This window comes from Citrobacter sp. 21OH12SH02A-Citro, from assembly GCF_027919895.1.
GTDB classification, from domain to species: Bacteria; Pseudomonadota; Gammaproteobacteria; order Enterobacterales; family Enterobacteriaceae; genus Citrobacter; species Citrobacter braakii.
In genome coordinates, this window is the sequence record NZ_CP114801.1 from 2,075,621 (window position 1) to 2,088,754 (window position 13,134).

Below are 13,134 nucleotides of genomic sequence, written 5' to 3' on the forward strand. Positions count from 1 at the left end.
AGATAAGTATAGTCAGGGCTTGACGCCAATTTGCAGCGCCAGCTCACGAATTATTCCGGCGGTCATTCCCCAGACGAAATATTGCTCATACCAGGAAAGCCATACACGATGTGAATCGCCGCGACGGTAGATATCCAGCGGATGATAACGACCTAAATGCAGGGCTTGTGCCAGCGGCATTTCGAACACGGCGGAAACTTCATCAACACTTGCGCGATATGGCAAATTTGGCGGGATAATGCCTACCACCGGCGTGACCTGGAAACCGGTCACGCTGTCGACCGGCGGCAGAACGCCAATCACCTCCACGCAGGATGGTGGGATCGCCACTTCTTCCTGCGCTTCGCGAAGGGCGGCGGCAATTAACGAGGCATCGCTGCTATCCACCGCGCCGCCGGGAAAGGCGACCTGTCCGGCATGCTTGCGCAGATGAACGGAACGCTGAGTTAATAGTAACCCCGGCTGTGCACGACGCACGACGGGGATCAGTACGGCGGCCTGACGCTGGTTTAGCGCAGTATGATTAACCTGCGGGCGCAGGAGTTGAAAGCGCGATAAAAAATCATCAAGCGTCAGGCTGCTGTATTCCACGTGTCAGTTCTCCAGTTGGTGCAAAATACGATTCACTTTATCAAATGTTTCCTGATACTCCGCATCTTCCTGGCTGTCCGCCACAATGCCACCGCCAGCGGAACAATAAATGCGTCCGTTGGTGGCTGTCAGCGTGCGAATGGTGATGCTGGTATCCATATTGCCGCAAAAGCTCAGATAGCCAATGCTACCGCACCAGGCGTTGCGTCTTTGCGGTTCCAGTTCGTCAATAATTTCCATTGCCCGCACTTTTGGCGCACCGGTAATAGAGCCGCCGGGGAAGGCGGCGCGCAGCAGGTCAGTGGCGTGCAATGATTCTGGCAGACGCGCGGTAATGGTGCTGACCAAATGATGAACGGCAGGGAACGGTTCGACAACGAACAGTTCCGGAACCTGTACCGAACCGGGTTCGGCAACGCGGCCGATATCATTACGCATTAAATCGACGATCATCAGGTTTTCCGCCTGATCCTTTGGGGAGTTCGCCAGTGATTGAGCCTGTAGACGATCGGCATCGGCATCTTCAAGTCTGGGCAGCGTGCCTTTAATCGGGCGCGTCTGGATGTGCTGGTTTTCCAGCAGAATAAAACGCTCAGGTGAAAGGCTGAGAATCGCCCCTTCCTCAAGACGTAAAAACGCACTGAACGGGGCGCGGTTCGCATGGTTGAGACGTACAAACGCCAACCACTCATCGCCTTGATAATGCGCCTGAAAGCGCTGGGCAAGATTGACCTGATAGCAATCGCCGCTGTGCAGATAACGCTGCACCTGACGGAACCTTTCACCATACTGCTCGCGGGTCATGTTTGACTGCCACGAGGATGTTAACGAAAACGGTTCGCGCACGGGTATCTGTTGATTTTCCAGCCAACGGTGTCGTGCCTGTACATCGGAGTGGCTAAGTAGCGACACCCTTTGCAACTGATGATCGACAATCAGCGCCCAATCGTAAATGCCAACCGCCATGTCCGGTAGCGTGATATCCTGTTCGGCTTCCGTTGGCAGAGATTCAAAACGACGGCCTAAGTCATAACCGAACAGACCCAATGCGCCTCCCTGGAAGGGAAAATCGGGATTATAATCGGGCTGAATAGTCAGCGATGTCAGCGCCGAACGTAAAACTGTCATCGGATCATCAACCGTTTGCATAGTGCCGTGATGGTCATGCACAACGGTCTCTTCTGCATGTGTGACCAGCGTTGTAATGGGGTCGGCGACCAGAATATCAAAGCGATTATGCGGATGGTCGGCATGGCCTGAATGCAAAAGCATTGCCCAGGGCTGGTGGCTTAATGTGGCAAAATAGTGCTCAGCGGCGTCCAGACGCCAGGGGAGTGTGATTACAGCGGGAGATAACGTCTTCATCAGTCCTGACTCGTTGCTACTTCACTGGCTATGTGCCGGGTAGCATGAAATAATTAGCGCTAATAATTTAGCAGGAGTTCACCATGATTGCAGGTTTACCTTCACTCACGCACGATCAGCAGCAACAGGCGGTTGAACGCATTCATGAACTGATATCCCAGGGGATGAGCAGTGGCGAGGCGATTACGAAAGTGGCTGCTGAATTACGCGCCAGCCATACCGGCGAGCGGATCGTGGCGCGTTTTGAAGATGAAGACGAATAACGCCGCTTATACCGCAGCGATAATCTTAATTTCAACTTTGTATTTCGGGTTCATTAACCCGGCCTGAACGGTACAACGTACCGGCGCGTGACCAGCAACAACCCATGCGTCCCAGGCTTTGTTCATGGCGGCAAAATCATTTTTGTCCGCCAGGAACAGGGTGGCATCAAGAATACGTGACTTGCTGCTGCCCTGTTTTTCCAGCACCGCATCAATTTGCGCCAGCGTATTTGCCGTTTGCTCAAAGGCGTCGGCATCCAGATTTTCCGGTACGCCGGTGTAATACAACGTGTTGTTGTGGATAACCACGTCGGACCAACGCGCTTCGGCATCAATGCGCACAATCGTCATAAATCATTCCTCATTTACGTTTTTTCATAATGGCTTCGGGTTGCGCCAAGACTGCCATAATGTTGTGTCCACGTCACCTCTTCAACTGGCGAAAGAGCCGCTGGCCTGACATAATCCCTGTTCAAATGAACAGGGGGCAGTGTGACGGACGATTTTGCAGCAGACGGTCAGTTGGCTAAAGCGATACCCGGTTTTAAACCGCGTGAACCACAGCGGCAGATGGCCTTCGCCGTCAGTCATGCTATCGAAAAATCACAGCCGCTTGTTGTCGAAGCCGGAACAGGAACGGGTAAAACCTACGCTTATCTTGCCCCTGCGCTGCGTGCCGGAAAGAAAGTAATTGTCTCCACGGGCTCGAAGGCGTTGCAGGATCAGCTATACAGCCGCGATTTACCCACAGTAGCGAAGGCTCTGGAATTCACGGGTAAACTGGCGCTGCTGAAAGGGCGTTCAAACTATCTGTGTCTTGAGCGTCTCGAACAACAGGCGCTGGCGGGCGGTGACCTGCCGGTACAAACTTTAAGTGACGTCATTCTGCTACGCTCCTGGTCAAATCAAACCCTTGATGGTGACATCAGCACCTGCGTCAGCGTGGCGGAAGACTCTCAGGCCTGGCCGCTGGTGACGAGCACAAACGATAATTGCCTTGGGAGCGACTGCCCGCTGTACAAAGAGTGCTTTGTCGTTAAAGCGCGCAAGAAGGCGATGGATGCAGATGTCGTCGTGGTAAACCACCATCTGTTTCTCGCTGATATGGTGGTAAAAGAGAGTGGGTTTGGCGAGCTGATCCCGGAAGCTGAAGTGATGATCTTCGATGAAGCGCATCAGTTACCGGATATCGCCAGCCAATATTTTGGTCAATCGCTCTCCAGTCGCCAACTGCTGGATCTGGCGAAAGACATCACCATTGCCTATCGCACCGAGCTGAAAGACACTCAGCAGCTTCAAAAATGCGCCGACCGGCTGGCGCAAAGCGCGCAGGACTTCCGCCTGCAACTGGGCGAGCCGGGCTATCGAGGAAACTTGCGGGAACTGCTGGCCGACCCGCGCGTGCAGCGCGCGTTTTTGTTGCTCGATGACACGCTGGAGCTGTGTTACGACGTGGCGAAACTGTCTCTCGGACGTTCCGCCTTGCTGGATGCCGCGTTTGAACGTGCCACGCTTTACCGTACTCGTCTGAAGCGCCTGAAAGAGATCAACCAGCCAGGTTTCAGCTACTGGTATGAATGCACCTCGCGGCATTTCACCCTTGCGCTGACGCCGCTCACGGTGGCGGATAAATTCAAAGAAGTGATGGAACAGAAGCCGGGCTGCTGGATTTTTACCTCCGCGACGCTGTCGGTAAACGATGATCTTCATCATTTCACCGCGCGGCTGGGTATTGAAGATGCCGAGTCGATGCTGCTGCCAAGCCCATTTGATTACACCCGCCAGGCGCTGCTGTGCGTGCCGCGTAATCTCCCGCAAACAAACCAACCGGGAGCGGCGCGTCAGTTGGCATCCATGCTGCGTCCCATTATCGAAGCGAACAACGGTCGCTGCTTTATGCTGTGTACCTCGCACGCGATGATGCGCGATCTGGCGGAACAATTCCGCGCCACCATGACCCTTCCCGTGCTGCTGCAGGGCGAAACCAGTAAAGGGCAACTGTTACAGCAGTTTGTCAGCGCAGGTAATGCGTTACTGGTTGCCACCAGCAGCTTCTGGGAAGGGGTGGACGTGCGTGGCGATACGTTGTCGCTGGTGATTATTGATAAACTGCCGTTCACCTCGCCGGACGATCCGCTGTTAAAAGCGCGGATGGAGGACTGCCGTTTGCGCGGCGGCGATCCGTTTGAAGACGTTCAGTTGCCGGATGCGGTAATCACCCTGAAACAGGGCGTGGGGCGTCTGATTCGTGACGCTGACGACCGCGGGGTGCTGGTGATTTGCGACAACCGTCTGGTGATGCGACCTTACGGTGCCACTTTCCTGGCAAGTCTTCCGCCTGCGCCGCGGACGCGTGATATTGCTCGCGCTGTTCGTTTTCTTGCCATACCAACGACTGAGTAATTTGTTACGGAGTGTGGTAAGATGCGCGCCAAATTTATTGACCTGATCACAAACACCCATGCGAATTCTGGCTATCGATACCGCCACAGAGGCGTGCTCTGTTGCCCTGTGGAATGACGGTACTACCAAGGCTCATTTCGAGCTTTGCCCACGAGAACACACCCAACGAATTTTACCAATGGTCGAGGAAATCCTGGCCGCTGGCGGTCTTACGTTAACCGATATCGACGCTCTGGCGTTTGGTCGCGGTCCTGGCAGTTTCACCGGTGTACGTATTGGGATTGGCATTGCTCAGGGGCTGGCGTTAGGCGCGAATTTACCGATGATCGGCGTTTCCACCCTGGCAACAATGGCGCAGGGCGCCTGGCGTAAGTCGGGCGCGACCCGCGTACTGGCCGCGATCGACGCGCGAATGGGCGAAGTCTATTGGGCCGAATACCTGCGTGATGAGCACGGCAACTGGCACGGTGAAGAAACCGAAGCGGTGCTAACCCCCGAGCAGGTGCATGCGCGTTTACTGCAACTGTCTGGCGAGTGGGTAACGGTCGGAACGGGCTGGCCTGCCTGGCCTGAGCTCGGTAAAGACAGTGGTCTGACGCTGAGCGATGGCGACGTTTTGCTTCCGGCGGCTGAAGATATGCTGCCTGTTGCCACGCAAATGCTGGCTGCCGGTAAGACCGTGGCGGTTGAACATGCGGAACCGGTTTATTTACGTAACACCGTGGCATGGAAGAAACTTCCCGGTAAAGAATGAATCTTAGTAGTACATCCCTGGTCAATTCGCACAGCCGTCAGTGCGCAGCATGGTGAATTGGTCGGGGCAGAAGCTAAGAAAAGGGAGTCGCAATATGGCGGTGCAAAAGCAGTTATTGAAAGGTGTGTTGGCGGGCGCATTCGCGTTAATGCTTAGCGGTTGTGTCACCATCCCGGACGCGATTAAAGGTTCGAGCCCTACGCCGCAGCAGGATCTGGTGCGGGTGATGAATGCCCCGCAGCTGTATGTCGGACAGGAAGCGCGTTTCGGCGGTAAAGTGGTGGATATTCAGAACCAGCAGGGGAAATCCCGTCTGGAAATTGCCACTGTTCCTCTTGATAGCGGGGCGCGACCGGTGCTGGGCGAAGCCTCCCGCGGGCGAATTTATGCTGATGTAAATGGTTTCCTCGACCCGGTGGACTTCCGCGGTCAACTGGTTACCGTCGTCGGTCCGATTAGCGGTACTGTGGATGGAAAAATCGGTAATACGCCGTATAAATTCATGCTGATGCAGGTAACTGGCTATAAACGCTGGCATATTACTCAGCAAATTGTTATGCCGCCTCAGCCGATCGACCCCTGGTTCTACGGTGCGCGTGGCTGGCCTTACGGTGGCTACGGTGGATGGGGATGGTACAATCCCGGCCCGGCACAGGTTCAGACCATAGTAACTGAGTAACTCTTTGTTTTATGAGTAAAAGAAACAGCGGCTCGTCCGCTGTTTCTGCATTAACGTGGATATAAGAAAAATAAATAGTGACGTGCTTCGCAACCTTGTCGTTGTGTAATAAACAAACTGGTACGCTGAGTTAATATTATGTTAACAGTTTGTTTATTGCCTGGGGTTGTGATGACGACGAATACGCATTTTAGAGGTGATGTATTGAAAAAGGTTTGGCTTAACCGTTATCCCGCTGGTGTTCCTGCGGAGATCAATCCTGACCGTTATCAATCCCTGGTGGAACTCTTTGAACACTCAGTAAGACGGTATGCCGATCAGCCCGCGTTTGTAAACATGGGGGAGGTGATGACCTTCCGCAAGCTTGAAGAGCGTAGCCGGGCATTTGCGGCCTATTTGCAACAGGGACTCGGGCTGAAGAAGGGCGATCGCGTCGCATTGATGATGCCGAACCTGCTGCAATATCCGGTCGCACTGTTTGGGATTTTACGTGCTGGCATGATCGTCGTGAACGTGAACCCGCTGTACACGCCTCGCGAGCTGGAACATCAGCTCAACGACAGCGGCGCGTCGGCGATTGTCATCGTGTCTAACTTTGCCCACACGCTGGAAAAAGTCGTCGACAAAACGTCGGTGCAACACGTGATCCTGACGCGTATGGGCGATCAGCTGTCGACCGCCAAAGGGACGTTGGTTAACTTCGTCGTCAAGTATATCAAGCGTCTGGTGCCGAAATACCACCTGCCGGATGCCATCTCTTTTCGTAGTGCGCTGCAAAACGGTTATCGCATGCAGTATGTGAAACCCGAAGTGGTGTCGGAAGATCTGGCGTTCCTGCAATATACCGGGGGGACTACCGGTGTGGCGAAGGGCGCGATGCTTACGCACCGTAACATGCTGGCTAACCTTGAGCAGGTTAACGCCACTTATGGCCCGTTGCTGCATCCGGGTAAAGAACTGGTGGTAACGGCCCTACCGCTGTATCACATTTTTGCGCTGACGATGAACTGTCTGCTGTTTATTGAGCTGGGCGGTCAAAACCTGCTGATTACCAACCCGCGTGATATTCCGGGACTGGTAAAAGAGCTGGCGAAGTATCCGTTCACCGCTATGACCGGCGTCAACACGCTGTTTAACGCGCTGCTGAATAACAAAGAGTTCCAACAACTGGACTTCTCGTCACTGCACCTTTCGGCAGGCGGCGGGATGCCGGTTCAACAGGCGGTAGCTGAACGTTGGGTGAAGCTGACCGGTCAGTATCTGCTGGAAGGCTATGGCCTGACGGAGTGTGCCCCTCTGGTGAGCGTCAATCCTCATGATATCGACTACCACAGCGGCAGTATCGGGTTACCGGTTCCTTCCACCGAGGTCAAACTGGTGGATGACGACGATAACGAAGTGCCGCCGGGAGAACCGGGCGAACTGTGCGTGAAAGGTCCGCAAGTGATGCTGGGCTACTGGCAGCGACCAGACGCCACCGACGAAATCGTTAAAGACGGCTGGCTACACACCGGCGATATTGCGGTGATGGATGATGAAGGCTTCCTGCGTATTGTCGATCGTAAGAAAGATATGATCCTGGTGTCCGGCTTTAACGTCTATCCAAACGAAATTGAAGACGTGGTTATGCAACATCCTGGCGTACAGGAAGTGGCTGCGGTCGGCGTTCCGTCGGGCAGCAGCGGTGAAGCGGTGAAAATTTTTGTGGTGAAGAAAGATGCCTCGTTAACTGATGAGGCGCTTATCACTTTCTGCCGTCGTCACCTGACGGGCTATAAAGTACCGAAGCTGGTGGAGTTTCGCGACGAGTTGCCGAAATCTAACGTCGGTAAAATTTTGCGACGAGAATTACGTGACGAAGCGCGCGCCAAAGTGGACAATAAAGGCTGAGCGTTAAGTCAGCCAGCAGAAAACGCCGGGTAAACCGGCGTTTTTTTTGGCGCAAACCTAAGAGAGCACGATTTGAATTATCAAATGATCACCACGGACGACGCGTTAGCCACGCTGTGCGAAGCCGTCCGTGAATTTCCGGCGATAGCCCTGGATACCGAATTTGTTCGCACACGTACCTATTATCCGCAGTTGGGGCTGATCCAGCTGTTTGATGGCAAACACGTTGCTCTGATTGATCCGCTAGGGATCACCGACTGGTCGCCCCTGCGCGATATTCTGCGTGATACCGCCATCACCAAATTCCTGCATGCGGGAAGTGAAGACCTGGAAGTGTTTCTCAACGCTTTTGGCGAACTTCCGCAGCCGTTAATTGACACACAGATCCTGGCCGCGTTTTGCGGTCGTCCGCTGTCGTGGGGCTTCGCCTCGATGGTGGAAGAGTTTACGGGTGTGGCGCTCGACAAAAGTGAATCGCGTACCGACTGGCTGGCCAGACCGCTGACCGAGCGTCAGTGCGAATACGCGGCGGCTGACGTCTGGTATCTGTTACCGATCACCACAAAACTGATGGCTGAAACCGAAGCCAGCGGCTGGCTGCCAGCTGCGCTGGACGAATGCCGCTTAATGCAGCAGCGTCGCCAGGAGATTCTGGCGCCAGAAGACGCCTGGCGTGACATCACCAACGCATGGCAACTGCGCACCCGTCAGCTAGCCTGCCTGCAATTGCTTGCCGACTGGCGACTGCGTAAAGCACGCGAGCGCGATCTGGCGGTAAACTTCGTGGTGCGTGAAGAGCACCTGTGGGCGGTGGCGCGTTATATGCCGGGCAGCCTGGGTGAACTGGATAGCCTGGGTCTTTCCGGGAGTGAAATTCGTTTCCACGGTAAAACGCTGATCGCCCTGGTGGAAAAGGCACAGGCTTTACCGGAAGAGTCGCTACCGCAGCCGCTGCTGAATTTGATGGATATGCCAGGGTATCGCAAAGCGTTCAAAGCCATCAAAGCGCTGGTTGCCGAGGTGAGTGCGGAACATAATCTCAGCGTCGAACTGCTTGCTTCGCGTCGCCAGATCAACCAGTTGCTCAACTGGCACTGGAAATTAAAGCCGCAGCAATCCCTGCCAGAGCTGGTTTCCGGCTGGCGTGGCGAATTGATGTCCGATCGCCTCAACGCGCTGCTGCAGGAATACCCGCAGTAAGTCACCAGGCTCGCCGGGTCGCGCGTTTGCTGACCCGGCCTGCGCAACGCTACAGATCGAGCACCAGGCGCTTACCTTTGGCGCGCGAGCAGCAGATGAGCATGCTTTGTTGGCTGGCTTTTTCGTCGTCGCTGAAATACTGATCGCGGTGATCCGCTTCCCCTTCGAGAATCGTCGTTTCGCAGGTGCCGCAAACACCTTCCCGGCACAGGCACTCAACCCGGGCGGCTTTGTTATTTTCGATAACCTGCAAAATGGTCATCTCTTCCGGGACCACAAACTCGCGCCCGGAACGCGCCAGCACCAGGGTGAAGGCGTCGCCGCCTTTCTCTTCCACGGCAAATTGTTCGAAATGTAGCGTATTGCTGTCCAGCCCAAGGCGGGAAGCCGCTTCTCTGACAGCATCGTTGAGCACCGCAGGGCCACAGGTGTAGATATGCGTGCCGGGTTCAACATCTGCCAGCAGACGGGCTAAATCGAGGCGGGTGCCTGCGTTCGACAGGTGCAGATGAATGCGATTGGCGCTGGGGTGTTGCATGAGTTCGTCATGAAACGCGCAGGTCTCCTTGCTGGGAGAGCAATAGTGCAGTTGCCATTGCGTCTGAGATTGTTCCAGCTCCGGGAGTTGCGATAAAAACGGTGTGATGCCGATACCTCCGGCAATTAACAGATGTTTTTGTGCCTGAGGAGCGAGGGCGAAGAGATTATTTGGTGTGGAGATCGTGAGCGTGTCGCCGGGCTTCACGTTTTGATGCAGATATCGTGAGCCGCCTTTGGACGCCTCCTCCAGGCGTACGGCGATTTTATAGGCGCGCGTATCGCGTGGTGAACTCATCAGCGAGTACGCATTGCTGTACAGATTCTCGCCATCGCGCATCTGCACGATAATATGGCTGCCACCTTGAAACGCAGGCAACGGCTGGCCTGAGGTCGCCGTTAAAGTGAAGCATTTTACCTGCGCGGTAATCGTCTCAATCCGGCTGACCCGGACTTCTTGCATTTGATAATCAGACATTGCGGCCTCCCTAAAAAATCTGTCCGACGCGGCTCAGCGACGCGCCGGAATCTGTCGTAAAAGCCCCGGGTTATTCCTGAAAAACCTGGGCGACCAGATTATGGAAATGGGCAATGCCATGCTCGGAGATGCCGCTGCCGCTGGTGTCCGCCATAATGCGTCCCTGGCCGCGATACCCGCGCGATTTCAGCCCTTTTTGTACGCTTTCAACCAGACGTAAATCTTCAGGACGAAAGACGTTGCGATACCATTCGATCAGTTGTTTCTGCTCTTCGGTCAGCTCTTCGTTGGTGAAGTAGATGTCATAGTTTTGCAGCGTGGTTTCCGCATCTACCGGGAATTCGTAGATAACGGTCATCATGCCTTTGATTGGCGTCACGTTGAGCATGGTGCACGGCCACAGCCAGAAACCGTGGAAGGCGGCATCAACCCCTTCTTCGAACTTAAATGACTGTTCTGAAGGTTTGGCGAAACCGTATTGCAGCGTCCAGTTGCCGTGCATGGTATGCCAGTAACGGTCAACCTGGACCGAGTCGGAAAAACCTGGATGGGCCGGACCGCAGTGGTAGCACTCCAGATAGTTATCGACGATATTCTTCCAGTTGGCTGGGGTACGGGTAGTAAAACGTGCAGCAAGTTTCAGGTCATGCACGTCTGGGCAGGCTTCGATAACTTTGTCCGCAAGTCCAGGGAGTTGTTCTTCCACGCTGCCCGCGTTCGGATCCATGTTAATAAACACGAATCCGGCATATTCTTCCAGGCGTACCGGTGTAAGGTGCGCTTTTTCGCTGTCGAAGTTGGCGACGTTTTCGCAGTTACGCGCATGCGCCAGATTGCCGTCAAGTTTGAACGCCCATGCGTGGTAAGGGCAGGTAATCACATTTTTCGCTTTCCCCTCACCGCTCAACAACTGATGACCGCGATGCGGGCAGACGTTGTAGAAGGCCCGCAGCACGTTATCGCGCCCACGTACCAGCACGATATTCTCGCCAATCACTTCTCGGGTAACATAATCATTGGGTTTCGCCAGTTCGCTACTGTGGGCGACGCAAATCCAGCTTTTAGCGAACACCTTTTCTTGTTCGTGTTCGAAAGCCTGGTGGTCGGTATAAAACCGGGCCGGAATAGTCCAGGCATCCTGCGGGTTGGCACAGAAATTTTGCGGCAGAATAAACTCAGGGCTCAGATTGCTCATTGGAATACCTTTAATTTGTGAGTAAGAGGATTTTTGTACTGGCGCTTAATTGTCGCCTTTGAGTAGTGTCCCGGCCGGTGGCGCGACCGGGACGTCAACGGGCGCTTCGGGAATATGACTTTCAATTTGATGCGCAGGAACGTGGGCATAGTCCTGCCGTACCCAGCGCAGAAAACCGCCAACCTTCACCAACAGGATGGCGAGGAATGGAAGAGCGGTCAGAACCACCGTGGTCTTCATGGTTTCCAGGGACGCGCCGGTGAACAAAATCGATAATGGGATCAGGGTGATGACCACGCACCAGAACAGACGAAGACTGCGCTGCGGATCTTCCCCTTCCTGCAGGTTGCGCGTGCTGGTGGCCGCCATGGTGTAGGCCACAGCATCCATGTGTGAGGCGAGGAATATAATCATGATCGCCAGATACGCCACCAGAAACAGTTTCCCGGCAGGCAACGACATCAATACTTGCTGTACGGCTGTCTCACCGCCCAGCGTCGCCATAACCTGCGGTACGTCGATCACACCGTTCACAAACTGGTGAATGGAGTAGCTTTCCATCACGCCAAAGAAGAACCAGCAGCCAACAGTGCTACCGAGGATTAATGCCCAGATAACCTCTTTGATTTTGCGACCACGAGATACGCGAGTGACAAACATTGCCACGCCCGGCGTGTAGGAGATCCACCACAGCCAGTAGAACACTGTCCAGTTACGGGTGAACTCACCGTTGCCAAGCGGGTCGGTGAAGAGGCTCATTTGCAAAAAGTTTTGTGTCGTCAGGCCGATGGCGTTGATGATGTTATTGGTGATGAACTCGGTCGGGCCGACGATCAGCACCAGCAGCGGCAGTAAAAACGCCCCCCAGCCGACCATTTTGCTCAGACGTTGCAAACCGTTATTGATGCCAATCCAGGAACTCAGGCAGAAAATGCCGCCAGAGAACAGGATCACAAACGCCTGCACCGTGAAGTTATCCGGTAACCCCGTCAGGGCAGACAAACCGCGGGTAAAGGTGGCGGCGGTGACGACCAGAGAGATAGTTAACGCGCCAACTGTCGCGATCAGGAACATCAGGTCAACCAGGCGACCCCAGACACCCTGCGGATGCACGCCGGTAATAGCGGCGATAATCCCGGACAGGCTCAGTCCTTTGTTTTTACGCACATGGAAGTGGTAGGCCATGGTTAATGAGGCCAACGTGTAGGTCGCCCATGCGCTGATCCCCCAATGGAAAAAGGAATAGGGCAGGCTGTATTCCAGCGCTTTTTGCGAGTGCGGCGCGATATTCAGACCCGGGGTCTGGTAATAATAGGCCCACTCAGCAACGCCCCAGTAGAGCGTGGAGGAGCCTAATCCGGCGCATATAAACATAAACAGCCAAGAGAGCGTGCTGTATTCCGCTTTACCTTCTCCCAGACGGATGTTGCCGTATTTGCTGGTAGCCAGCCAGACGACCAGACCCATAGCCATCAGAACGAGGATCTGCACGGCGGAACCCAGCATCCGGGTAACGCCGTTAAAAAGGGTATTTGCGACTTGTGCAGACTGCTGAGGGAAGAGACTAAGTGTGGCGGCGATGAAAAGAATAGCCACCAGGCTGATGGCTATCAGCGGCATGTCTTTTTTCTTGACGTTGCTCAACATGGGATCTCCTGGGCACAGTTGCCCGCGTATGGCATTAGCCTGTCGTTGTTATCATGCTGTAGGGGTAGAATGAGTTATTTTTTATTTAACAATTTTATTATTTGTTCTTTACATGAATTAAACAATTGCCCG

The 13,134-nt window shown here is 54.4% G+C and carries 12 protein-coding genes; 6 read left to right on the plus strand and 6 right to left on the minus strand.

What is annotated here, in order from left to right:
* Nucleotides 1–12: 12 nt before the first annotated feature.
* Together O6D90_RS10070 and pabB are read right to left on the minus strand one after the other, a co-directional pair.
* The gene (locus O6D90_RS10070; protein ID WP_016153390.1) at nt 13–591 is read right to left on the minus strand and encodes a CoA pyrophosphatase; all 579 of its coding nucleotides are present in this window, start codon (nt 589–591) and stop codon (nt 13–15) included.
* A gap of 3 nt (nt 592–594) precedes the next feature.
* Entirely contained in the window at nt 595–1,956 is a 1,362-nt protein-coding gene (gene pabB / locus O6D90_RS10075; protein ID WP_016156793.1) for an aminodeoxychorismate synthase component 1, read from the minus strand.
* A gap of 83 nt (nt 1,957–2,039) precedes the next feature.
* Between pabB and O6D90_RS10080 the strand changes: the two genes are divergently transcribed.
* Entirely contained in the window at nt 2,040–2,219 is a 180-nt protein-coding gene (locus tag O6D90_RS10080; protein ID WP_016153388.1) for a YoaH family protein, read from the plus strand.
* Nucleotides 2,220–2,225: 6 nt separating this feature from the next.
* On the opposite strand, the gene O6D90_RS10085 is transcribed toward O6D90_RS10080, so the two are convergent.
* On the minus strand, nt 2,226–2,570 hold the full coding sequence (locus O6D90_RS10085) for a RidA family protein (RefSeq protein ID WP_016153387.1): 345 nt from the start codon (nt 2,568–2,570) through the stop codon (nt 2,226–2,228).
* A gap of 141 nt (nt 2,571–2,711) precedes the next feature.
* Between O6D90_RS10085 and O6D90_RS10090 the strand changes: the two genes are divergently transcribed.
* The 5 genes from O6D90_RS10090 to rnd all read left to right on the plus strand — a co-directional run bounded on the left by O6D90_RS10090 (nt 2,712) and on the right by rnd (nt 9,145).
* A complete protein-coding gene (locus O6D90_RS10090) occupies nt 2,712–4,622 on the plus strand; it encodes an ATP-dependent DNA helicase (protein WP_016156792.1) in 1,911 nt (636 codons plus the stop codon).
* A gap of 58 nt (nt 4,623–4,680) precedes the next feature.
* The gene (gene tsaB / locus O6D90_RS10095) at nt 4,681–5,376 is read left to right on the plus strand and encodes a tRNA (adenosine(37)-N6)-threonylcarbamoyltransferase complex dimerization subunit type 1 TsaB (RefSeq protein ID WP_016156791.1); all 696 of its coding nucleotides are present in this window, start codon (nt 4,681–4,683) and stop codon (nt 5,374–5,376) included.
* Between the two features lie 94 nt (nt 5,377–5,470).
* Nucleotides 5,471–6,055 (plus strand): Slp family lipoprotein, encoded by a 585-nt coding sequence (locus O6D90_RS10100; protein WP_016153384.1) that lies wholly within the window; start codon nt 5,471–5,473, stop codon nt 6,053–6,055.
* A gap of 204 nt (nt 6,056–6,259) precedes the next feature.
* Nucleotides 6,260–7,945 carry a long-chain-fatty-acid--CoA ligase FadD gene (fadD, locus tag O6D90_RS10105; RefSeq protein WP_131379489.1) on the plus strand — a complete coding sequence of 562 codons (1,686 nt, stop codon included), beginning with the start codon at nt 6,260–6,262 and terminating at the stop codon, nt 7,943–7,945.
* Nucleotides 7,946–8,029: 84 nt separating this feature from the next.
* Nucleotides 8,030–9,145: a ribonuclease D gene (gene rnd / locus O6D90_RS10110; RefSeq protein WP_016156789.1), complete on the plus strand. Its 1,116-nt coding sequence runs from the start codon at nt 8,030–8,032 to the stop codon at nt 9,143–9,145.
* A gap of 49 nt (nt 9,146–9,194) precedes the next feature.
* On the opposite strand, the gene O6D90_RS10115 is transcribed toward rnd, so the two are convergent.
* The 3 genes from O6D90_RS10115 to O6D90_RS10125 form a co-directional block, all read right to left on the minus strand.
* Nucleotides 9,195–10,160: a PDR/VanB family oxidoreductase gene (locus tag O6D90_RS10115; protein WP_016156788.1), complete on the minus strand. Its 966-nt coding sequence runs from the start codon at nt 10,158–10,160 to the stop codon at nt 9,195–9,197.
* 70 nt (nt 10,161–10,230) lie between these two features.
* On the minus strand, nt 10,231–11,355 hold the full coding sequence (yeaW, locus tag O6D90_RS10120) for a carnitine monooxygenase, oxygenase subunit YeaW (RefSeq protein WP_003833746.1): 1,125 nt from the start codon (nt 11,353–11,355) through the stop codon (nt 10,231–10,233).
* 45 nt (nt 11,356–11,400) lie between these two features.
* Nucleotides 11,401–13,002 carry a BCCT family transporter gene (locus tag O6D90_RS10125; RefSeq protein ID WP_016153380.1) on the minus strand — a complete coding sequence of 534 codons (1,602 nt, stop codon included), beginning with the start codon at nt 13,000–13,002 and terminating at the stop codon, nt 11,401–11,403.
* Between the last annotated feature and the right edge of the window lie 132 nt (nt 13,003–13,134).

Coding starts and splice junctions, on each gene's coding strand:
- pabB (WP_016156793.1), bottom strand. CDS start 1,956: ATGAAGACGTTATCTCCCGCTGTAATCACACTCCCCTGGCGTCTGGAC.
- O6D90_RS10080 (WP_016153388.1), top strand. CDS start 2,040: ATGATTGCAGGTTTACCTTCACTCACGCACGATCAGCAGCAACAGGCG.
- O6D90_RS10085 (WP_016153387.1), bottom strand. CDS start 2,570: ATGACGATTGTGCGCATTGATGCCGAAGCGCGTTGGTCCGACGTGGTT.
- tsaB (WP_016156791.1), top strand. CDS start 4,681: ATGCGAATTCTGGCTATCGATACCGCCACAGAGGCGTGCTCTGTTGCC.
- O6D90_RS10100 (WP_016153384.1), top strand. CDS start 5,471: ATGGCGGTGCAAAAGCAGTTATTGAAAGGTGTGTTGGCGGGCGCATTC.
- rnd (WP_016156789.1), top strand. CDS start 8,030: ATGATCACCACGGACGACGCGTTAGCCACGCTGTGCGAAGCCGTCCGT.
- O6D90_RS10115 (WP_016156788.1), bottom strand. CDS start 10,160: ATGTCTGATTATCAAATGCAAGAAGTCCGGGTCAGCCGGATTGAGACG.
- yeaW (WP_003833746.1), bottom strand. CDS start 11,355: ATGAGCAATCTGAGCCCTGAGTTTATTCTGCCGCAAAATTTCTGTGCC.
- O6D90_RS10125 (WP_016153380.1), bottom strand. CDS start 13,002: ATGTTGAGCAACGTCAAGAAAAAAGACATGCCGCTGATAGCCATCAGC.